22 protein-coding genes are annotated in these 19,432 nt (G+C 65.7%); 11 read left to right on the plus strand and 11 right to left on the minus strand.

Annotation, left to right across the window (positions count from 1 at the left end; genetic code table 11):
• Nucleotides 1-223: 223 nt before the first annotated feature.
• The 3 genes from ACN9MP_RS00795 to ACN9MP_RS00805 all read right to left on the minus strand — a co-directional run bounded on the left by ACN9MP_RS00795 (nucleotide 224) and on the right by ACN9MP_RS00805 (nucleotide 4,706).
• Nucleotides 224-3,463 (minus strand): hypothetical protein, encoded by a 3,240-nt coding sequence (locus ACN9MP_RS00795; protein WP_426323060.1) that lies wholly within the window; start codon nucleotides 3,461-3,463, stop codon nucleotides 224-226.
• A 343-nt stretch (nucleotides 3,464-3,806) separates the two neighbouring features.
• On the minus strand, nucleotides 3,807-4,511 hold the full coding sequence (locus ACN9MP_RS00800; RefSeq protein WP_426323062.1) for a hypothetical protein: 705 nt from the start codon (nucleotides 4,509-4,511) through the stop codon (nucleotides 3,807-3,809).
• A 9-nt stretch (nucleotides 4,512-4,520) separates the two neighbouring features.
• Nucleotides 4,521-4,706, minus strand: a complete 186-nt coding sequence (locus ACN9MP_RS00805) for a hypothetical protein (RefSeq protein ID WP_426323064.1) — start codon at nucleotides 4,704-4,706, stop codon at nucleotides 4,521-4,523.
• A gap of 79 nt (nucleotides 4,707-4,785) precedes the next feature.
• On the opposite strand from ACN9MP_RS00805, the gene ACN9MP_RS00810 reads away from it, so the two are divergent.
• Entirely contained in the window at nucleotides 4,786-5,247 is a 462-nt protein-coding gene (locus ACN9MP_RS00810; protein WP_426326148.1) for a recombinase family protein, read from the plus strand.
• A gap of 264 nt (nucleotides 5,248-5,511) precedes the next feature.
• On the opposite strand, the gene ACN9MP_RS00815 is transcribed toward ACN9MP_RS00810, so the two are convergent.
• The gene (locus ACN9MP_RS00815) at nucleotides 5,512-6,105 is read right to left on the minus strand and encodes a TetR/AcrR family transcriptional regulator (RefSeq protein ID WP_426323066.1); all 594 of its coding nucleotides are present in this window, start codon (nucleotides 6,103-6,105) and stop codon (nucleotides 5,512-5,514) included.
• Nucleotides 6,106-6,214: 109 nt separating this feature from the next.
• On the opposite strand from ACN9MP_RS00815, the gene ACN9MP_RS00820 reads away from it, so the two are divergent.
• Nucleotides 6,215-7,234: an aldo/keto reductase gene (locus ACN9MP_RS00820; RefSeq protein ID WP_426326150.1), complete on the plus strand. Its 1,020-nt coding sequence runs from the start codon at nucleotides 6,215-6,217 to the stop codon at nucleotides 7,232-7,234.
• Between the two features lie 445 nt (nucleotides 7,235-7,679).
• Here ACN9MP_RS00820 and ACN9MP_RS00825 read toward each other — a convergent pair whose 3' ends face one another.
• Entirely contained in the window at nucleotides 7,680-8,399 is a 720-nt protein-coding gene (locus ACN9MP_RS00825; protein WP_426323068.1) for an ion channel, read from the minus strand.
• A 156-nt stretch (nucleotides 8,400-8,555) separates the two neighbouring features.
• Nucleotides 8,556-9,050, minus strand: a complete 495-nt coding sequence (locus ACN9MP_RS00830) for a hypothetical protein (RefSeq protein WP_426323070.1) — start codon at nucleotides 9,048-9,050, stop codon at nucleotides 8,556-8,558.
• 338 nt (nucleotides 9,051-9,388) lie between these two features.
• On the opposite strand from ACN9MP_RS00830, the gene ACN9MP_RS00835 reads away from it, so the two are divergent.
• The gene (locus ACN9MP_RS00835) at nucleotides 9,389-10,999 is read left to right on the plus strand and encodes a DUF5597 domain-containing protein (RefSeq protein WP_426323071.1); all 1,611 of its coding nucleotides are present in this window, start codon (nucleotides 9,389-9,391) and stop codon (nucleotides 10,997-10,999) included.
• A 194-nt stretch (nucleotides 11,000-11,193) separates the two neighbouring features.
• Here the strand turns inward: ACN9MP_RS00835 and ACN9MP_RS00840 are convergent, their stop codons facing one another.
• Nucleotides 11,194-12,027, minus strand: a complete 834-nt coding sequence (locus tag ACN9MP_RS00840; RefSeq protein WP_426323073.1) for an alpha/beta fold hydrolase — start codon at nucleotides 12,025-12,027, stop codon at nucleotides 11,194-11,196.
• Nucleotides 12,028-12,101: 74 nt separating this feature from the next.
• Nucleotides 12,102-12,371: a hypothetical protein gene (locus ACN9MP_RS00845; RefSeq protein WP_426323075.1), complete on the minus strand. Its 270-nt coding sequence runs from the start codon at nucleotides 12,369-12,371 to the stop codon at nucleotides 12,102-12,104.
• Nucleotides 12,372-12,632: 261 nt separating this feature from the next.
• Between ACN9MP_RS00845 and ACN9MP_RS00850 the strand changes: the two genes are divergently transcribed.
• Nucleotides 12,633-13,187, plus strand: a complete 555-nt coding sequence (locus tag ACN9MP_RS00850; RefSeq protein WP_426323077.1) for a hypothetical protein — start codon at nucleotides 12,633-12,635, stop codon at nucleotides 13,185-13,187.
• A 67-nt stretch (nucleotides 13,188-13,254) separates the two neighbouring features.
• On the opposite strand, the gene ACN9MP_RS00855 is transcribed toward ACN9MP_RS00850, so the two are convergent.
• On the minus strand, nucleotides 13,255-13,953 hold the full coding sequence (locus ACN9MP_RS00855) for a Type 1 glutamine amidotransferase-like domain-containing protein (RefSeq protein WP_426323079.1): 699 nt from the start codon (nucleotides 13,951-13,953) through the stop codon (nucleotides 13,255-13,257).
• A gap of 83 nt (nucleotides 13,954-14,036) precedes the next feature.
• Here ACN9MP_RS00855 and ACN9MP_RS00860 point away from each other — a divergent pair, with 83 nt between their 5' ends.
• A complete protein-coding gene (locus tag ACN9MP_RS00860) occupies nucleotides 14,037-14,444 on the plus strand; it encodes a GNAT family N-acetyltransferase (RefSeq protein ID WP_426323081.1) in 408 nt (135 codons plus the stop codon).
• Between the two features lie 88 nt (nucleotides 14,445-14,532).
• Here ACN9MP_RS00860 and ACN9MP_RS00865 read toward each other — a convergent pair whose 3' ends face one another.
• A complete protein-coding gene (locus tag ACN9MP_RS00865) occupies nucleotides 14,533-14,775 on the minus strand; it encodes a hypothetical protein (RefSeq protein ID WP_426323083.1) in 243 nt (80 codons plus the stop codon).
• A gap of 326 nt (nucleotides 14,776-15,101) precedes the next feature.
• Here ACN9MP_RS00865 and ACN9MP_RS00870 point away from each other — a divergent pair, with 326 nt between their 5' ends.
• The 3 genes from ACN9MP_RS00870 (at nucleotide 15,102) to ACN9MP_RS00880 (ending at nucleotide 17,097) form a co-directional block, all read left to right on the plus strand.
• A complete protein-coding gene (locus ACN9MP_RS00870) occupies nucleotides 15,102-16,100 on the plus strand; it encodes a hypothetical protein (protein WP_426323085.1) in 999 nt (332 codons plus the stop codon).
• Nucleotides 16,097-16,498, plus strand: coding sequence for a hypothetical protein (locus ACN9MP_RS00875; protein ID WP_426323087.1), 402 nt, complete (start codon nucleotides 16,097-16,099; stop codon nucleotides 16,496-16,498). Before ACN9MP_RS00870 ends, ACN9MP_RS00875 begins: the two co-directional genes overlap by 4 nt.
• A gap of 209 nt (nucleotides 16,499-16,707) precedes the next feature.
• On the plus strand, nucleotides 16,708-17,097 hold the full coding sequence (locus ACN9MP_RS00880) for an MmcQ/YjbR family DNA-binding protein (protein ID WP_426323089.1): 390 nt from the start codon (nucleotides 16,708-16,710) through the stop codon (nucleotides 17,095-17,097).
• A gap of 79 nt (nucleotides 17,098-17,176) precedes the next feature.
• Here ACN9MP_RS00880 and ACN9MP_RS00885 read toward each other — a convergent pair whose 3' ends face one another.
• Nucleotides 17,177-17,857, minus strand: coding sequence for a DUF2461 domain-containing protein (locus ACN9MP_RS00885; RefSeq protein ID WP_426323091.1), 681 nt, complete (start codon nucleotides 17,855-17,857; stop codon nucleotides 17,177-17,179).
• 104 nt (nucleotides 17,858-17,961) lie between these two features.
• Between ACN9MP_RS00885 and ACN9MP_RS00890 the strand changes: the two genes are divergently transcribed.
• The 3 genes from ACN9MP_RS00890 (at nucleotide 17,962) to ACN9MP_RS00900 (ending at nucleotide 19,351) form a co-directional block, all read left to right on the plus strand.
• Complete coding sequence (locus ACN9MP_RS00890) at nucleotides 17,962-18,372, plus strand: nuclear transport factor 2 family protein (RefSeq protein WP_426323092.1); 411 nt, start codon at nucleotides 17,962-17,964, stop codon at nucleotides 18,370-18,372.
• A gap of 20 nt (nucleotides 18,373-18,392) precedes the next feature.
• Nucleotides 18,393-18,776 (plus strand): DUF2255 family protein, encoded by a 384-nt coding sequence (locus tag ACN9MP_RS00895; RefSeq protein ID WP_426323094.1) that lies wholly within the window; start codon nucleotides 18,393-18,395, stop codon nucleotides 18,774-18,776.
• A 113-nt stretch (nucleotides 18,777-18,889) separates the two neighbouring features.
• Nucleotides 18,890-19,351, plus strand: coding sequence for a VOC family protein (locus tag ACN9MP_RS00900; protein ID WP_426323096.1), 462 nt, complete (start codon nucleotides 18,890-18,892; stop codon nucleotides 19,349-19,351).
• Nucleotides 19,352-19,432 lie beyond the last annotated feature (81 nt).

The following is a 19,432-nucleotide window of genomic DNA, read 5'->3' on the forward strand; positions in this document are numbered from 1 at the left end:
ATCCCGACGATCGTGACGTTGCACTCGGCCGTCCCCCGATCGGGCAGTGTTCGAAAGCGGATGCCTACCGCACGCGCTCAGCCCCGCCCGGGACCAACCTCATGCGCACGATGCCCGTAAACGGGCGATGCCCGCAAGCGGATCGGAGAGAACAGGATCCGATATTTCGCACGGGGATGTGGCATGTCGCTGCAATCGCTCAGTCGTCGACGGAAGCCGACAACTACTGCTTGTTTCCACGTTCCACCCGTGGCATCTCGGTGAAGAGGTTTATCAAGGCGCCCAGGGTTGAGTAGTCCCCGCTCGCGCGGCAGGGCACGGATTCGTCGGGGGATGGGTCTATGCAGTCGCCCTGTTCTTCCGCAGCGTCACCCAGTCTGCTGCGGGAGAACCAGGAAAGAGTCCAGCCCAAAGGGACGGATGTGGATGGCTCGGTGGCCTGCGACGCCACCGCTACGCCGTGCGCTACCTGGCGGTGCACTGCGTTCAGCGCGACCCAGCACTTCCAGTCTGATCTTTCACAAACGGCGCGCCCTTGAAGCTGGTCGGAAAGCCGGCTGAGCCACGCTGCCGGCTCAAGCTGGGCTCCCTTCGCCGATATGAGCGTTGCAATCGGTGCAACCCACTCGGGGCGTGCACGTCCGCTAGCGCCAAGGACGTCGGAGCCCGGGCCGTTGGATACGAAAAGCACCAACGGCACGATGAGCGGGTGGTTTGGAGTACCTGACGCCGCTGCACTGTTCCTGTCGCGAACGGAGCCGAGGAGTTCCGGCATCATGTCTGACACAGTTCCGAGGGCGCTGTTGTCGAGCAGTCCTCCGTCAAGCAGTTGCATGTCCCACGAAGCGGCGCACCCAGCTGGGATCTTCCCTCCTGTGAGTCGCCCTGAAGGGCTCACGAAGGGGAATCGAGCGGAAAGGAATGATGCCGTCGCCCACGACATCCCGGCGCGGCAGTCGGTTCCGCGGTGGCTGATCAGGTCGACTGAATGCGTGAGGGCTGCGTCCGGTCCGGCGCACTGTGAAGACCCAGTCGTGTACGACGAAAGTTTTAGTTGGCTAATGACCACCTTGCAGTTCGAGACTGAATCGGTCGAGTTGAATACGACGAATCCGGTTCCGGGGTTCCACCCTGAGGCGAACGGCTGCTCAAGCTGGTGGGCGCCGTCTTGCTCCCACTCAAGCTCCTGTAGCGCGGCCCGATCTGTCCTGTCGGCTGCGGCGCCGAGGATAGGCAAGCGGATGCCCGTCACCGCCGTTATCGCCTCACCCGAAAGCATCGCGGCCATGTCTGTGCCGAGAGCGTCCGGGCGGGACGCCTCGGCTACGGTCACCTTGTGCTTATCTGTCGTGGTGGAGGTTGCGAACATGGCCAGACCGACGCTTCCCCCGCTGGCACCGGCAGAGGCAAAGACTGCATTCGCCGCGCAGTCTGAATCTGGTTCAAACAGCTCACGGAGGATGTCCACTGTCCATGTCGCGGCCCGTATCCCGCCGCCCTCAGCAGCAATGACGATCAGTGGCTGGACGTGGACGTTCCCTGGCCCGTCGAGTGCACAAGCGGTCTTGCTCCACTCCCCGAGCGCCTTTCGGATGGTCGGGCGATCGTGAGGCAGCTCCAGGTTCTCCTGCAGACGAATAGCGTGGGGGTCGGCGGTGGGGAACATGGACCCGACGACGATCGGGAGGGCGATTCCTATGGCCACCACCGGTGTCGAGCGGAGCCTGAGGACCGTAAACAACTCCGGGGGTCGACGCTCGCCTAGCAACAGCACAACACCGCCCGCGATGCCCGTCCACGCACCGATGAGCAGTACGACGACTGCGAGGGGGCCGGCTATGGGTCCCGCTTGAGCCGGTAGCAATGCAAACGTCACAACCGTGGCAAGGCAAGCGAGCAGACTGCCAATCTCAAGCAGCTGAAGACTCCGAGGCTTGGCCGTTTCCGGTCGAGTCCGGCTCAGCGCTTCATCGAAGAACGTGGCAGCTGGCGGGGCGCTCCGCGCGGCGTCCGCAGTCCGCCGCCGCCGATGGCGCGGCGTCGGCACGTCAACGGTTCGATCGCCGGCGCTCGATGCGCCTGCCGGAATCTGCTCGGGGGGCGATGCCGCGTCTGCCGCGATCGGCTTCGCACAAACGGCAAAGCGCCGTTGGAGCGCCCACCAGGCGAGCGTTGCTGCGCCCATCGCGATGATGAGAGCTGCAAAGGTGAAGAACGTGACCGAACCCATATGGTCCTCGAGGCGGGTGCCCTCGAATTGCCCGAGCGGTGTCAGGGAAATCACCGGCACCATCGCGGCGAAGGGGCCCAGAAGCCCGGCAGCTATCCAAGTGACCGCGATCGCATCGCCCGCCCAGAAGGCTGCTGGCGCGAGGGCTCGGACGTCCCGACGGAGTATTGGCTCGAGGGTGGTGATCCTCTTGAACCGTCGGCGAATCAGACGGGATAGGAACGGGACGGTTACGAGGACCGCTAGCAGCCCTACGATCGCCGGCAGTGCGACCACACCCGCCCATATCAGAGCAGTAAGCCCGAGGATAAAGAGTACGCTCGCTGCGATCCACCATGCCCTCAGGAGAGCGGGAGGCTTTACGGGCGGTTCGCCCAGCACGTACCGTCGCCCCCGTTGTCGACCGAAGTAGACGAGACCTCCCAGAACAACAGTTCCAGCGATAGCCGCCCAGATCGCGTGACCCAGTCCATTGTCCAGCGGGTTCGTCGTACCGATGGCATCAAACCAACCGCGATACACATCGGGGATCTGTTCGGCGAGGTCACCGTTCCCTGACAGCGCCAGGTAGGCGAACCCGACGACCAGGATCAGACCCAGTCGTTGCGCGTACAGTCCCGCGACAAGACGCTTAACGAACGCTCGAACAGTCACCCCCAACGCGTCGCCGAAGAGAACGAAGGCCGCGAATGTGATCGTCGCGGCCCACTTCAATCCCGTGAACATCGCCTGAGCTATCACTGCCCAACCGAGGTCACCCGGAACGTCGGGAGCCATTTCGGCGGCGATGTAGAAGATCGCTACGTTCTCAAGAACATCAAAGCCCGCGATGGCCCAGACGAGTCCCCGGTACACGTGGCGAACATTCTTCGTGGCACCCCCGGCGCACCGAGTGATCAACCGCTGGAGGAGGAAGACGTAGCAAATGATGAAGACAAGATCCCAGCCGCTGTGCATTGCAGCGAAGGCCCGCGCATCCTCCGCTCCCGCGGAACTCCAAGTTTCCCATGCCGAGCTCGCAACCCAGGGCGTGAACCCGATGACTTCGCTCAGGCTGTAGACAGCCCGGTTCGCGCCGACCACATCTCCGAGAAGACGATCGACCTGTCCAACGGCGACGAACGAAGCCCAGCCGAGGACCAGCGCGGGGACGATCAGCCATGACGTCCTCAGCCGTGCAGATCTTTCGCCGGACGCAACGCGCTGCGGTGCAATCTCGAGCGTGTTCGCCATTTCGCACCCCCCAGAATGCGAGACTTCGCGCCAGAATACGGCGAACTCGACCCGCTGTCACCAGCGCAGCAGTCAAGTGAGATCTCGAGTGACGGTCAGATTGATTCGTCAGATCATCCGGCTCGGACGAGATCCAGGTGCGGATGGCAATCGTCCGCAGAGTGACGGCACTGATGAGGCGTTCGTGCTCGGCGTCTCCCAGCGCGACACGGAAGGGTCCCTCCCCGTGCTCGACCCGAAGTGGGTGCGGCTGAGCAACAGCGAACGATCCTGCTCAGCGAACCACGTGAGGCGATCACATGCGCGGCCAGCGCTCTTCACCGTGCGGGTGCCCGCTTGAGGATCACCAGCGGAACAGAACTCCGGCCCCTTGCGAGCGTGGCTCGGCCGGCGCAGCCACTGTCCACCCGTGCTTCACCAATACATCCGCGGCTTCGTCCTGAAGGTCGCGGACAGTGGCGCGAACCTGCATCCTGCGCCACTTCTCGCGCCCGTCGCGAATTGCCGTCTCCCATCGAGGTTGACGGTCAATCCCGAACTCTCGCGCGAGGAACTCGAGTACGTCCTCGAGACAAGGGCGGAACCTCTCTCCGCCGACGGGGAAGTGGAGTGACGACATGTCGTGGGGCTTGGTGACGATGTCGGGGAGGACGGCGTGGGCCCGACCGAGAAGGTGCGGGAGTGATCCTCGGTCGGCGTGCACGTGCCAGTGCGCCATGGGAACAGCGGTCGTCATCCCCGCGTCAAACTCCTGGCGGACGAGCGGCGTGCGATCGAGGGTGGAGTGGACGGCAATTTTCGACTTCCACGCCTTTGGGTACTTGCCGGAACTGTCCAGCCCGAGGTAAATCTGGACCCCCAGTGTCGCCAGGACGGCTCCATCGATACTCAGCGGAATGTGCTGCTTTGACGGCTCCTTACCGGCTGGGCGCACGACATAGCGACCGGCATGAGAGATCGACACGATCTGGAACGGCCCGGGCAGGACGCCTTCGAGCGTGTCTTGAACCTCTTCAGCAAAGTTCCCTGCGCTGGCATTGAGGTCCACGAACGGAGGTTAGCCCTCGTCACCGAGGAGGAACGCGATTTCCTCGAGTTCCTCCTTGGCTTCCCACTCATCGCTAGACAGACTGCGGGTTTCTCTTGCGTGCTCGAACTCGCTCTCGCTCAGCTCGATGCGACGCAGAACCTCGGTGCGGCGGGCGATGAGCTCGTCGCGTGAGACATCGATCACGGGTGCCATGGAGACCTCCTGCTGTCGTGGTCTCACAGTAGACCACGACGTTCCGACATCCAGTTCTTGAAGGCCGGCCGTGCCGCGCATGATCATGCTCGACCGTCGAGGCCCGAACGTGGCAGCGGGCAACCGAAGTATTGCTCGCGCGCGCTCGGGCGTCCCTCTTGCGCAGGCGGAAACTCCTCGCTCGCAAGACCATCCAACCCGGGTGCGACTCTGCTGTGGCGGTGGCACCGTCGGCGGCATGAACGGAATACTGATTGGCGACACCAGGGTCTCCACGGCGGATCAAGACCTCACCTCGCAGCGAGCGGCACTACTGCGACTGGGAGTCCTCGATTCGAACATCTACATCGATCACGGGCTGACCGGCACCAACCGGGCCAAGCCCGGACTGCGCGAAGCACTCGCAGCCGTCCGGGAAGGTGACACGCTCGTAGTCACCAAACTCGACCGGCTCGCGCGATCGGTGAAGGACGCACGCGAGATCGCCGACGAACTGACAACGAAGAAGGGATGGCGGTGGCGCGTGCGAAGGGTCACCTGAAGGGCAAGCAACCGACGCTGTCGATGACGCAGCGAAAGCTCCTGTTCGACGTCCAGGACCGAGGTGAGTACACCCAGACTGAGATCGCCGAGCTGTTCAATGTGTCCCCCGCCACCGTCTACAGAAGTCCCCGGCCGCCACGTACTCCTAGCGGACCGCACCCCGCGTGGCGAGCCCGATGAGCCCGAAGTCCAAGTCGGAGTTCAGGATGACAGAGCCGTTCGCGACCGCGTATGCCGCAACGCGGGCCGCCGCTCAGGCCAGCTAGCCTTCTAGCGGCGCCACCACGATCAATCCATCGAGCAAGACGTCGGTCATTCCTGTGGCGCGGTCATCCGGATCGGCGGGATCGTCGGCGAGACGGCTGAGAGCCCGGATGAGGTCGTCGGCCCGGATGTCGCTGCGGATGGTTCCATCCGCGGCCCCTGCATCCAAAATGGCCTGGACCTTGGGCGCGAGGACCCCGAGGAACTGCGCCGGCAACGGCTGGTAGGCGGGGTCGCCGGAGTGGAGCGCGCTTGCGAAGCCGCGCTTGGTCGCGACGAACCGAGCGAGACTCTGAGCCCACGACCGCAGCGCTTGTGCGGGCGGGTACTCGGACAGCAGGCGATCCGCCTCAGCGGCGGTGGCATCGAGTTCGCGACGGAAGACGGCGACGATCAGGTCCGAGCGCTGCGGATAGTTGCGGTAGATCGTGCCGACGCCGACTCCCGCCCGGGCGGCGATTTCGCGCATCGGGGCATCGACACCCGATTCCGCGAAGACCGCTTTGGCGGCCTCGAGCACTGTCTCGGTGTTGCGCACCGCATCCGCTCGCTTGCGTCGGACTGCACCAGTGGGCGTGTCATGCGCACTCATTCGGACCCTCAGACGTGACAAACGGAACAACGTTCCGTATAGTTGCGGACGACCGTTCCGCTTACAGGAGCATATCGGCTCTTACGGATCTCGTGTTATGGAGGAAGCAATGAAGTACCGACCGCTCGGCCGCACCGGCATCCACGTCTCGCCCTTCGCGCTGGGCGCGATGATGTTCAGCTCGTTTGGCAACAGCGATCAAGACGAGGTGAACCGGATGGTCGCACGCGCTCTGGACGCCGGCATCAATTTCGTGGATACGGCCGACGCGTACGGCGACTCCGAGGAGATGCTCGGCCGTGCGTTGAAGGGACGACGCGACGAGGTCGTCCTCGCCTCGAAGTTCGCCCGCCCGATCGGCGACGACGTGAATCATCAAGGCGGCTCGCGTCGCTGGATCATGACCGCGGTCGAGAACTCATTGCGACGGCTGCAGACCGACCACCTCGATCTCTACCAGATGCACCGGCCCGACCCTGAAACCGACATCGAGGAGACCCTCTCGGCGTTGAGCGATCTCGTGGGCAGCGGAAAGGTGCGCGCGATCGGATCGTCCGATATGCCGGCATCGGAGATCGTCGAGGCGCAGTGGGTCGCCGAACGGCGCGGGCTCGAGCGATTCCGCACAGAGCAGCCGCACTACTCCCTGCTCGACCGCACCATTGAGCGCGAGGTACTGCCGGTCGCCCAGCGATACGGCATGGGCACGGTCATCTGGAGCCCGCTCGCCAGCGGAATGCTCACCGGACGAGTCCGCCGCGGTCAGGAGACCGACCTGCGCCGCACCCGCCTGTTCGCCGCCCTGCGAGACGAACGCCGCATCGACGCGGTCGAGGAGTTCATCCCCCTGGCCCAGGAGGCAGGCATGTCGCTGACCCATATGGCGCTCGCGTTCGTCATCGCCCACCCCGGCGTGACCGCGGCGCTGATCGGCCCACGCACGATGGAGCAACTCGATGACCTACTCGCCGCAGCCGATATGTCCCTGTCCGACGACCTGATGGACCGGATCGACGCCATCGTCCCGCCCGGCACAGGCGTCGGCCGGATGGACCAGGAGTACAACACCCCTGCAATCGTCTCCGCATCACTGCGGCGCCGACCTCTGCACGAAAGAGCCGCCGCGTAGAGCCCAGCCCGATTCGGCCCCACCACGGCTGCGCGCCCCGGAGCATCCGCCTGCATAGCCCGGGGGCGCCTCGAACGCTCTACCAGTCTCGGGGACCGGGGCTTGGGTTGAAGTCCGGGCGTTTCCGGCGTCCCTCGCGATAATCGTCGAGCCCGCCGGGTGCCCGCCGTGCGGTTCCCTTTGCGCCGGCGTCAGGGTATCCGGCTCCGGTCGCCCATAGCTGTGGCAGCGGGTCGCGTCTGGACGACTTGAGGTAACGCCGTTGCCGACGCCGCCGGCTCGCGCGCTTCGACGCGCTGATCGCCCAGCGGCCGACGATCATCAGCAGCATCCCCCACAGCACCCCGACGACAACCCCAGCCCAGAACGTCATCCCCACAGACGCATCCATGGGCCACACAGTAGCGCCCGTACCAGCTTCTGCGCCGTAGATCTGCGCGACCGCTCAGGCGGTAGGGCGCAACTCCCGGATCATCTCTTTGAGCTCGACGATCTCGCTGCGCAGTTCTTCGACTTGCGCCTCGGTCGCGGACACCGCCTTATTCGTCTGGTCCGAAACCCGCTCCACGATCCAGGACGCGAGCGTGGCGGTGACCACACCGATGAGCGCGATGCCGCCGATCATCAGCCCGACCGCGACGATCCGTCCGGCAGCTGTCACCGGATAGTAGTCGCCGTATCCCACGGTGGTGATGGTTACGAACGCCCACCACACCGCATCCGGAAAAGTGTCGATGTCACCCACGCCGCGCTCCGCGTCGAACACCGATAGCGCCGCAATGAACACGACGAGGACGGTGGCACCGACCGTGTACAGGACAACGCGGCCGCGGAGCATGTTGCCGGTGCCGCGCCCGAGCAGAGCGAGGACGGTGAGGAACCGCATCAGCCGCAGCGGACGCAGCATCGGCAGCACGACAATCGCGAGGTCGAGCAGGTGCCGGTAGAACCACCGCCACCGGTGCTGGGTGATCGCCAGCCGAACAACATAGTCCACAACGAATACGGCCCACGTTGCGACCAAGACGATCTCGCACCAGAGGTTCAAGAGCCCGTCCGGTCGGGCGATGATCTGTATGGCGTAGGCGGCAAGGAAAAGGACGGCGGCGAGGGTGAGCGGCCATTCAACCGCCTTCTCCCATTTGGCTATGCGTTCCCCATACATGGCGCGATTATCCCAACCGCATCGCCGCGCGCCGGCGAGATGACGGGCGGCCTTCGCCGAGCCGCTCCACGCTCTCGATCTGCTCGTTGCGCGCCGACGGGGTGGCTTTCGTCCACTGCACGCCTACGGACGGGTCTTGAGCATCGACAGTGGGTGTCAGCGACGACCGATCGAACGCACGATCGCGCCCAGCACCACCACAGCGCCCGCGGCTGCGGCGATCACCACGCCGGGGCGCTCGCGATAGATCTGCTTCAGCTTGTCCGTCCACTCTCCCGCGACCGTCTTGGTCTGGGCGACAAGGCTGTCGAAGTCGACGTTGTCGGCCACATCCTTGATACTCGCGGTTGCGGCCTTCGCGGCATCGACGGCGGCATCGGCGGCTTTTCCGGCCGCGGCCCTCGCCTCGGTCGCAGCGCTCTTGGCTCCATCGACGACGTCCCCGACCTTCTCGCTCACCGTGTCTGCGAGGTCGCTCACGGTTCCCGCGACATCGCTCTTCGTGGTTTGCGCGCCAGTCGAGACCTCGTCAGCGATGTGCTCCGCCGTGGCGCCGAACGACTCTGCACCGTCGGCGGCCGACATGCGCACTCGCTCGGCGGCGTCTCGTGCCGCCCGTGTGGCTTCGGAGTTTCCCTGGGTGTCGGTCATTCTCGTCTCCTTCGTCGTGCGGTCGCGCAATCGTATGCGCGCCACCTGTGACCGAGCATGAAATCGAGGTGGGGTTGCCAGCGGTGCGGACGGATGCTACGACCCTGGGTCGGCCGCTGCCTCTGTCGAACGGCATCCATCGTCGATCCCCGGGGTCCATGCCGGCGACTGCGCAGTGCGACGACCGTCGGGAACGAGCGATTCCGGTTGACGGAATCAATATTGCAGCGTTCACCGCAACTACTGTCGAAATCAGACTAAAGTATCGAGGGTCTTGCCTGCCGAGCGGGCAGGACTGCCGACCTAGGAGTCTGGAGCCTTCGATGAAGAATGTCCCCATGTTGGAGCGGTTCGGCGATCACGTGCGGCTGATTGTGGACGACGAGCCTTTCCTGTGTCTGGGTGGCGAGTTGCACAATTCCAGCTCGTCTGATGCGGCGTACATGGCTCCGATCTGGGACAGTCTGGGACGATCCGGGTTCAGCTCCGTGGTGGCATCGGTCGGTTGGGATCAGGTCGAACCCGAAGAGGGACGTTTCGACTTCACCGTCGTCGACGGCCTGTTGCAGGGCGCGCGATCGGCGGAGGTGCGACTTGTGCTGATCTGGTTCGGAGCCTTCAAGAACGCGTTGTCGACCTACGCGCCGACGTGGGTTCGTGCGGACCGTGTCAGATTCCCCCGCGCGGATCGCGGTGCTGCGCCGTACACGGCGCCCTTCACCTACGAGGGGTCGATGCCGCGACCCGCGCTGTCCGTCTTCGCACCAGAGCTTCGCGAGGCGGATCTGCGCGCCTACAGCGCGCTGATGGCGTATCTCCTCGAGGTGGACGCACAGCACACGGTCGTGATGATGCAAGTTGAGAACGAAGTCGGTCTGCTCGGCGCGGGACGGGACTACTCGCCACCCGCAGTCGATGCGTGGAATTCTCCGATTCCGGTCGAGCTGGTCGAAGCCATCCGCGACGACGCCTCCGGCTTTCACGACGACATCCTGGAACTGTTCGCCGGCGCGTCCGAGGGGTCGATGTCGTGGGAGCAGCGGTTCGGGGCCGGAAATCCTGTCGCCGATGAGGTGTTCATGGCGTGGGGCTTCGCCCGCTACCTGGGTGCTCTCGCCGACGCGGGCAAGAAGATCAAACCTCTCCCTGCGTACGCGAACGCGTGGCTCGGCCCGCAACCCGGGCAGGACCTTCCGGGTCAGTACCCCAGCGGCGGACCGACCGCACGGATGGGCGGCGTCTGGCGAACTGCTTCACCGGCCCTCGACTTCATCGCCCCCGACATCTACGTCTCCGACAGCGCCACGGTCATGGCCGAGTACGCCTCCCCACGCAACCCGCTGTTCGTTCCCGAAGCGCGCCTCCGAACCGGTGACGCCTTCCTCGCGGTGGGCGCATTCAACGCGATCGGCTACCACGCGTTCGGCATCGACGACGTTCGGGACGACAGCCAATTGTGCGGGGCGATGAAGCAACTTCTGGCCTTGACGCCTCAGATCGTCGCCGCGCAGCGCGAGGGAAGAATCATTGGTTTCGCCCTCGAAGACGACGTCGACGCCGTCACGGCGACCCTGCAGCACCTCACAGTCGTCATCCGAAACGCCCCAAAACTCTTTGCTCGCATGCTCCTCGACGTCGGCGTTCAGCTGCCCGCACCGCCTCCATTGCCCAACGAAACCAGATCGAACAGCCACGGCGAGCAGCCTGGCGACTCACGCCCATTCGGCATCCTCATCGCCCTCGGACCGCTCGAGTTCATCGCGATCGGCCAGAACGCGATGATCGACTTCTCCCGCGAAGGAACCGGACTCGAGATCGACAGCGTCCGAGAACTCCGGCTCACGGATCACTCCTGGACCGACGGACGCATCCTCAACGGCGACGAGAGGCTCAACATCCTCGGCAACAACACCGTCACCGCCGCACGCATCACCCTTCTCCCCTCGTAAGTGCGCTGAAGGGCGCTCGGTCGACCACCCAGTCAGTCGGGTCTATCGGGCGGACGCCATGCGGTTCGAGATCAGGACTGCCGAGACCGATAGGGGATCCTCTTGCGGGCGCCGCCGCGTTGCGGTGGCTCGAGCGCTCCCCAGTCGACCGATGGTGATGTTCGCCCAGCGCATGGGGCGGCGCGCGCGCGACGTCATTCAGGTGGCGTGGCCGCAGTAGCTTGCGCCTCACGCGCTGCGCGCAGGAGCACAGCATCGAGTTCCGGCCCGCTGCAATCGTGGCCCGCGCCGGCGATCTCCAGGAGGTGGGCACGTGGCAGCTTCGCGCACAGGTCGAGCGAGGCGGCTCGGGGGCTACGTGAATCGGCCGCACCACGCACGACGACGGTCGGCGTGCGTATCTCGGGTAGGTCTGGCCCCAGATCCTTCATCATGACGTCAATGAGCGCCTCGGTGGTGGCGGATCGCCAGTCATCGATGAGGGTGCGGGCGCGTGCTCGACGCTCGGGCGTCGCACCTGGCGGGTACACGGAATCAAGGAAGTCCTCCGCCCAGTCCTCGACCCGGTGCATCGTTGTGAAGCGCACCGCGGCGATGCGCTGTGCCAGCGTATCCGCGTCCAGAGATCCACCCCAACCGGCGTACCCACCGATCAGGACGAGGCGGCCGACACGGGACGGGTGGTGGCGGGCGAGCAGCAGCGCAATCACCGACCCGAAAGAGAGCCCTGCGACGGCGGGCGTTGTCAGCCCCAACGCGGCGACGAATCCGGAGGCGATCTTCGCCCAGTCCGCGTCGCTCCACCCGCGGGGCACGTCGCCAGAGGCACCGCACCCGGGTGCGTCCCAGGCAATGACGTCGAGGTGCGGGCTCAAGGTTCGCAGCTCGTCGGCCCAGATACGAGAGTCCTCGAAGCCACCGTGAAAGAGGACGAGCGGAGGTCCGCTCCCGCCCCGCCGGTACGCTATGCGCAGCCCGTCGACAACGACCTCAGGCATGATGCCGAACCCCCCTGATCTCTCGCCCATCGCACGTCGCGCCGGTGCAACGCGAACGCCACCGTCCCTCCAACGTGCGCCGCACGGGTAGGGATCGCGGCTGCTCAGTGCAGATCGATGACGATGCGTCCCTCGTCGAGCCCTTTGTCGCCGGGGCTCGGCGCGGGGGCCGGCACCTCGACCTGAGCCTCCCACTGCGCGTGCGCGTCTTCCGCTGACGGTCGCCACACGGCATCCAGCGCGGAACCGAGCCCGCCGCCGATGCCCTTTTCCCATCGTCTACGCGTATCGCGATGAATGAGCGGTGTGAGCGCGAGCACGGTCGCTGTTGCCGCCAGGATGACGGCAACCGCAATCAAAGCGCTAGCATCCACCTCGCCATTCTCCCACCGCGCATGTTTGGTGCTGGGGGCTGCACGATCTCTCCTCAACCTCGCAGGTGGATACCGATCCGGAATGAGGGCCGCACCCCGCCACGCGGGATCGTCAGGTGAGTCTCGCCGCGCCCTGGAAGTTGGGGCCGTCCGGTGCCACACTGGCCGTGGCACCGCCTCGACTCACAGGCAAAGTCCACGATGCACGGTTCCATAGTTCTTGCCTGACTGCGCTCCGGTGGAGGCTGGGGGGAACGAACCATGAAACGAGTCGTGCACGCGATCGCGCTGACCGGATTGATGACGCTGGGGGCTGGCGTGCTCGCCGCGGCGCCCGCGGCAGCCGGAACACCGCCAGAGGTGTTTCACCAGAGGCTGAGTGACTCGTTCACCACCGAGGTCTGCGGATTCATGGTGAACAACGTGCTCAAGGGGACCCTGATCTTCAAGACGACCGTCGACGCGAATGGCACCGCATCCTTCCAGAGCGAAGCCCACGTCCTGCAGACCATGACGAACCCGGTGAACGGCAAGGTGGTGCACCTGGACAATTCGGGCCGGGATGCCTGGAGCGACGGCGGAGTGCTCAACCCGGACGGCACCACCACTTTCACCGACACCCTCACGGGAACTGACATGCGGGTCTACACCTCCCACAGCAATGTCCTGCTGAAAGACCACGGGTACACGGCGATCGTCGAGACCGTCGACTCCGACGGGAACCTCGTGGACGCCTACGTTGTCGAACACGGGCCGCATGAGTTCTCGGGCGATCAGGACGCGTTGTGCGAGGCCATCACCGCCGCACTCGGATAGCCCGCCCTGAACGACGCGATAGGAGCTCAAATCAGCTGCGCGCTGAGGGACGCTCGGCGTGGCGGCGTCAGTGCGACGCGATCAGCGAGCCGTTGGCGCCGAACCGTCGCCAGTGGCCGGTGGAGATGACGATCGGCTCGGCCGCGGGATCGCGGACGAGAAGCGCGGAATCGTCGTCGACGAACCACACCTCCTGACCGGAGCGTTCCGCGCCGCGCGCGAACCGTTCCTCCGCGTCGGGAGGCATCCAGTCCGCGTGCAGATGGCCCGCGAAGAACCAGTCGAAAAGGGGGACGGCGGGTTCGGCAGCCTCGAGCCCGAACAGGTCGAGCTCGTCTTGATCGTCGAAGTCCGTGGGCCAGCGGTCCAGCCTGCGGGCGAAGATCATCGAGCCCGCGCTCCACCCGACGTACACCTTCTGGTCGAGCAGCTCCGCGAGCGCGGGCGCCAGGCCGGTCGCCCGCCAGGCGTGTGCCGCCCACAGGTTGCTCCCGCCGTACCCGAGGATCACGTCGGCTGAGCGCAGGCGCGACTCCACGAGAGTCGCCGGGCCGGCGAAGAGCGAGGCGACGTCGATGTCCGCCCACCCCAGGGAGCGCAGGCCTTCGAGATGCTCGACGAGCTTGGAGCTGTCGCCTGGAAAGCCGAGGATCGCGTCGATCACCACCACGACCCGCGAATCGGCGAGGGGTTTGCCGAGCAGATCGATCAGTGCATCGCGGATGGCGTTGTTCGCGATGCCGTTCGATGTGAGGAGCATTCGCATCGGGCCAGGGTAGAGCACACGGACGCCGTCGTGATCGGAACTGGCTCAGGCACGGCTGACCGCCCACCGATGACAATGAGTGAATGGAGTACGAGCTCGATGACGACCCCGCCCGCATCCAGCCTGACGTTGTCTGGCAATGGCTGTCGACTGAGGCGTACTGGGGCCGGCAGCGTACTCGCGCTGACGTGGACGCGCAGATTGCCGGCGCGTGGCGGGTCGTCGGCGCCTACCGACCCGACACGGGCGAGCAGGTGGGCTTCGCTCGGGCGGTATCCGACGGCGTCGCCTTCGCATACCTGGCCGACGTCTTTGTGATCGACGCGCATCGAGGTAACGCCCTGGGCAAGCGCATCCTGAAGCTCATGATCGAAGACGGGCCGGGCCGTGACTTCAGATGGACGCTCTTCACTGGTGACGCTCACGGGCTCTACCGCCAGTTCGGCTTCACGGCGCCGGACGCCACCGCAATGGTTCGACCAGCACGATGACCCCTCGAACCCGGTCGCGCGCGCGCCCGCGACCGGTGATTGTCGCGCCCTGTCCGGCTGCGGATCGACGGTTCATCGGCGACTGAGTTCACCGACGGGCTCGGCTGTCATCTCCTGGCTTCGTGTTGCGTCGCGCTCTCAGCGCAGCGAATCCCCACGCCAGACCGAAGAGCACGGAGCCCACTCCCCACGCGACCTGCCCAGTGGCCCAGCCCCATATGCCCAGGCCGACGAATCCCGCCGCGAACACGAGCATGCCGATCCAGCCGACGTCGCTGCTGGCCTTGTCCTGCTCACCCATGTGGCTCTCCCGCTGATCGGCGCCGATCATCTGCGCTCATCCGACTGTAGGCGCGTCCGATCGCCCTGTGCAGCACCCAGACTCCACCGCTCTCGTCAAGTCGGATTCGAACTCTCGAGTATCGAAACCCCGCCAAGTCGCGGTACGCGACGGACGCACGGGGCGTCGATTCCGGCATTAAGCGGTCGACGGTCGATGAAGCGTCGGCGTCCGACGGTCCGCTGAAGGATGAGCGGCCGGGTGATATATCCACCGAACTGAGGACAGACGTGTCCCTGGGTCCTATAAAAGTTGGCGGAACATTCGCTGAGAAAGGACCTCACTTGAAATTCCCTCGCCGGTCATTGCTGTCGACCGTGGCAGGTTTCACCCTTCTCATCGGTGCGATGCCGGCGCACGCCGATCCTGCTGAGAACTCATCCCCGGCCTTGGATGCACTCGAGTCCGTCGCCGACGCGGGCAGCGCATCCGACGTGCTAGACAGCCTGGCCGATGTGCCGACGGATGCCGTCGGCTCCGCCTCGATCGACTCGCAGGTGAACGGACTCGAAATCACAGTCCCGGTCGATCCCACCAATGCGGTTACGATCGGCGACGCGGAGGTCTCACTTCCGCTGGCAGCTGATTCGTCGTCTGCTGAGGTGCTGGATAAAGGGGTCGTATCCTTCGACGCCCCTTCGTCGACAACGGTCGTCGCCGTCAAGGACGATGGAAGCGTGCAGTTCACGAGCGTCCTTGATTCCGCCGACGCGCCGGTCGAGTACAGATATCCGTTGTCGCTCCCTGCGGGGACGTCGGTCAGCATTGACGGGACCGGAACGGTGTGGGCACTTGACGAGGACGGCGCGCTGGTCGTCGGCGTAGCGCCCGCCTGGGCTTTCGACGCCAATGGGGTCGCGGTGCCGACGCACTACGAGATCGACGGATCCATCCTGACGCAGGTCGTGGACCACACCTCCGGTGTGTATGCCTATCCGATCGTGGCCGACCCTTACATGGGCAGGAATTTGATCCAATCGATCTCGACGTACGTGAGTATCCCGAAGGTCTCGCTCGCCATCTCATCCTGGGGGGCGCAGATCCAGCAGGGCTACGTACCCGGCTACGGTGGCACGACCGACGGATGGTACGTCGGTCAGTCGATCTGGCGGAATCAGGGTTGGGCGGAGCTTACGGCTCGCTCCTACCTGGCGACCACGAAGGCCACCTACCACCAGCAGTTCGATTGCCATGTTCTCGGCGCCTATACGCCGCGGACCGGAGGGCCCACCTGGGATCTCGAGGGATATCGGGCAAGCCGCCCCAACTGGCTCAGTGACGGCGGGGCGTGGACCTACCGATGCAACTGGCCGTGAGCAAGCGCATATGGGTGTGGGTCGTTGCCGCAGCGGTGGCCGCTGTGTTGATCATCGGCGTCATCTGGATCTCGTCGCAGATATTCCGTGATACCCGTCAAGACATCGACCTCGGCGAATTGGGTAGGACGGGCGCGGGGAGTGCGTCAATGGCGGGCTACACGGAGGCGACTGACACGCTGTGCGAGGGCGTGCCTGGTTGCGTCCAGGCCTACGACTCCGAGCACGTCGAGTACTACAAGTTCGACTCCCGAGATCACGCGGCCGCCTACGCCGAATCGCACGACGACACCTACCGGTCGAACTGGATCGTGATCCAGTACACCGACGAGGCGCTTTCTGCGGAGGAGCAGGAGCGGCTTCAGATGTACATCGACTCGATCGCCACGTCGACCTGACGTTCCCCCGGCACGGGCTCCCGGGCGGCCGGTGAGCTCCGAGGCGCGTGCACCAACGCCCCGGTGCGGAAAACGCGATGATCCGGAATCGCACCTCACCAGACGTGGTCCCGACGGTGCTCGGTGGTGACGACCTCGATGACCAGCGCCCCGGAATTGCCAGCGTTCTGGATCGAACCCGTGTCGGCGTCCCCGCGTACGATCGCGGGGTGGTGACTCTCGACGACGTCCGCTCCATCACGACCCACCTGCCGGGCAGTGAAGAGCGCGCGACGACGGGCGGCGCAGCCTGGTTCGTTCGAAACAAGCTCTTCGCCTGGGAGTGCCACCCCTGGCCGAGCATGCCCGAAGAGATCCGTGAGCTGTGCGCCGCCGAATTGGTCGTCGGTGTGAAGGTCGCCGACCGAGTCGACGCGCTGGCTCTCGTCGAGATGGAGCCGGACGTCTTCCTGCGCACCACGACGCCGTGGGGCGAGCCGAAGATCGCCTTCCGGATGGCTGGCATCGATCAGGACCACCTCGCCGAACTCGTCACCGAGGCGTGGCGGGTGCAGGCGCCGAAGTACCTCCAGCGAGAATTCGACGGCGTCGATATCTGAGGTGGTCCGACCCGCCGCCTCGGCACCCGCCAGCGCACCAATACCGTGTCGCCGGACGAGCGCCGGCGAGCAGCATCCGTCACATCCGGTCCCTCTGGCCCCGCCTCGACGACTGCGCCGCCTCGAGCAGCTCGGCGCCGAGCGTCTCGGTGAGCCAGGCGCACCAGGTCGACACGGTGCGCCAGTCGTCGGCGATGACGTCATACGCGTCGGGCGACCACATCCAGTCGGCCGGGGGCTCATGCCTGCCGACCGCGAGTCGCTTGAGCTGCAGCAGCTCGAGGCGCGGGTGGTCGGCGCGGTAGCCGCGGGGTGCGGTCTTGAGGGCGTCGCCGCGGAGGAGCTCGAAGCCTGCGCTGCCCAGTTCGTCGAGCAATGCGTCGAGGTCCTCGGCGGTGCGCGGATCGTCCACGACCTCGCGGAAGCGGGCCAAGGCCGGCGACGGCACGTCGTAGATCCCGCCGCCCACCATCAGACCCTCGTCGCTCAGCTGCAGGTAATGCGCCGGGGTCGCCTGCGAGACCATGCCGATGTGTAGCTTGTAGGGAGTCTTGTCGGCGCTGAAGCGCACATCGCGGTAGGGGCGGAAGATCTTCACCGCACCGAACTCGGGTTCGAGTTCCGCACCGAGCGCCTCGAACGGTGCGCGAACGGCCGCGTCGTAGCGCGCCTTGTTGGCGGTCCACCACGTCTTCGTGTTGTCGGCGCGAAGCTCGGCGTAGAACGAGAGCGCGTCGCGATCGAGTCCTTCGAATCCCACCCGCTGATCGTAGCGATCGGATGCCGCAACAGCGGTCGACCGAACGCCCACCGCGCCGACGGCCGACCTTCTGTACGGGGAGGGCCGGTACTACGGTCGGTCCCATGGCCGCCCTGCTGGAACGCTTGCGGGATGCGATGAACGCCCATGACGCGGAAGGCGTCGCATCGCTCGTCGCGCCCGATTATGAAAGCACACAGCCCGCCCACCCCAGTCGCGCGTTCCGTGGCCGGGATCAGGTGCTGTCCAATTGGTCGGCGGTGTTCCGGGGCGTCCCCGACTTCGCCGCCGAACTGACAGCGGCCGCGGTCGATGGTGACACCGAATGGGGTGAATTCGACTGGCGAGGCAGCCACATCGATGGCTCTGCCTTCGCAATGCGCGGTGTCGTGATTCTGTCGGCGCGCAACGGACTGATCGCGCGAATGCGGCTGTACGTGGAACCCGTCGACAGCGGCAGCGAAGACATCGACGTCGCGGTGCAGGATCTCTATCGACCGCCGGCGAACGACTGATTCGCCGCGGAGAGACGCATATGGCTGCGTTCGGCTCTGCCTCCTGGTCGTCCGAGCAGTTGCAGGCCCTTTCCGACGCGATCGAGGTCGAGGTCTCGGCACCACGCCGCGACGGCAGCTTCAGCGGCTGGACACCCATCTGGGTCGTCGTCGCGGGTGCGGACGTCTACGTCCGCACCTGGCACCGGCGCGACACCGGCTGGTACGGCGGCGCCGTCAGGTCAGGCACGGCACGCATCCGCGTCGGTGACGAGTCTGTCGACGTGCGCGTCGTGGCGGACGGGAACACGGATGCTGCCACCGTCGACGCCGCATACCGCCGCAAGTACGGCGAGCTGGCGGCCCGCACCATGGTCACCGCGGAGGCCGCAGCATCCACTCTCTGCCTCACCCCGAGTCGCTGAGTAAGCCTTGCCGTGGGCAGTGGCAACAGCGCCACCGGCGGAGGCCCGGCGCCCCTAAGCGCTCACGGCCTGGGAGGCAAGACCGTTGAGGGGGCAGCATCCGTCCGGGAATCATGGCGGGCACCGGACGAAAGGCCATCATGACGACGCTCGGCAACATCACGTTCTACGCGGACGACCCCCGCGCACTGGCGGCCTTCTGGTCGAGGGTGTTCGGATACCCGGTGGCGGACTGGGACGAGCCGCTGCGGCAGGAGCTGCTCGACTCCGGCCTCACGCCGCAGGACCTCGACAACCGGGCGGTGGCGGAGGACCCGGAAGGGGTGGGCCCGCGCTTCTTCTTCCACCACGCCGACGGGCCGAAGGAGGGACGCAACCGGCTCCACCTCGACATCAACGTCGCCCGCGGCCCGGACGACCCGCCCTCCGACGGCGACGCGCTGGACGAGGAGAAGGACCGGCTCGTCGCGCTCGGTGCGACGGTCGTGCGGCTGGTGGAGCAGGACTGGGGCCCATGGCCCGAGCGGTACTACCAGATGCAGGACCCGGAGGGGAACGAGTTCTGCCTGCAGTGAGGGGCAGGATGCGGCATCCGCCCGTCCGTCGTCGTCGACAACGTACTCTCTCGCCGAGAACACACGGTGCGCGCATGAACA

Origin of the sequence: Microbacterium sp. E-13 (assembly GCF_049912955.1) — a bacterium.
Classification (GTDB): Bacteria; Actinomycetota; Actinomycetes; order Actinomycetales; family Microbacteriaceae; genus Microbacterium.

What these genes read in the sequence shown, in the direction of transcription:
- ACN9MP_RS00895 (WP_426323094.1), top strand. Translation starts at nt 18,393, where the DNA reads ATGGCTGCGTTCGGCTCTGCCTCCTGGTCGTCCGAGCAGTTGCAGGCC.
- ACN9MP_RS00855 (WP_426323079.1), bottom strand. Translation starts at nt 13,953, where the DNA reads ATGCGAATGCTCCTCACATCGAACGGCATCGCGAACAACGCCATCCGC.
- ACN9MP_RS00810 (WP_426326148.1), top strand. Translation starts at nt 4,786, where the DNA reads ATGATCATGCTCGACCGTCGAGGCCCGAACGTGGCAGCGGGCAACCGA.
- ACN9MP_RS00805 (WP_426323064.1), bottom strand. Translation starts at nt 4,706, where the DNA reads ATGGCACCCGTGATCGATGTCTCACGCGACGAGCTCATCGCCCGCCGC.
- ACN9MP_RS00820 (WP_426326150.1), top strand. Translation starts at nt 6,215, where the DNA reads ATGAAGTACCGACCGCTCGGCCGCACCGGCATCCACGTCTCGCCCTTC.
- ACN9MP_RS00835 (WP_426323071.1), top strand. Translation starts at nt 9,389, where the DNA reads ATGTTGGAGCGGTTCGGCGATCACGTGCGGCTGATTGTGGACGACGAG.
- ACN9MP_RS00900 (WP_426323096.1), top strand. Translation starts at nt 18,890, where the DNA reads ATGGCGGGCACCGGACGAAAGGCCATCATGACGACGCTCGGCAACATC.
- ACN9MP_RS00890 (WP_426323092.1), top strand. Translation starts at nt 17,962, where the DNA reads ATGGCCGCCCTGCTGGAACGCTTGCGGGATGCGATGAACGCCCATGAC.
- ACN9MP_RS00795 (WP_426323060.1), bottom strand. Translation starts at nt 3,463, where the DNA reads ATGGCGAACACGCTCGAGATTGCACCGCAGCGCGTTGCGTCCGGCGAA.
- ACN9MP_RS00830 (WP_426323070.1), bottom strand. Translation starts at nt 9,050, where the DNA reads ATGACCGACACCCAGGGAAACTCCGAAGCCACACGGGCGGCACGAGAC.
- ACN9MP_RS00815 (WP_426323066.1), bottom strand. Translation starts at nt 6,105, where the DNA reads ATGAGTGCGCATGACACGCCCACTGGTGCAGTCCGACGCAAGCGAGCG.
- ACN9MP_RS00860 (WP_426323081.1), top strand. Translation starts at nt 14,037, where the DNA reads ATGGAGTACGAGCTCGATGACGACCCCGCCCGCATCCAGCCTGACGTT.
- ACN9MP_RS00850 (WP_426323077.1), top strand. Translation starts at nt 12,633, where the DNA reads ATGAAACGAGTCGTGCACGCGATCGCGCTGACCGGATTGATGACGCTG.
- ACN9MP_RS00865 (WP_426323083.1), bottom strand. Translation starts at nt 14,775, where the DNA reads ATGATCGGCGCCGATCAGCGGGAGAGCCACATGGGTGAGCAGGACAAG.
- ACN9MP_RS00825 (WP_426323068.1), bottom strand. Translation starts at nt 8,399, where the DNA reads ATGTATGGGGAACGCATAGCCAAATGGGAGAAGGCGGTTGAATGGCCG.
- ACN9MP_RS00840 (WP_426323073.1), bottom strand. Translation starts at nt 12,027, where the DNA reads ATGGGCGAGAGATCAGGGGGGTTCGGCATCATGCCTGAGGTCGTTGTC.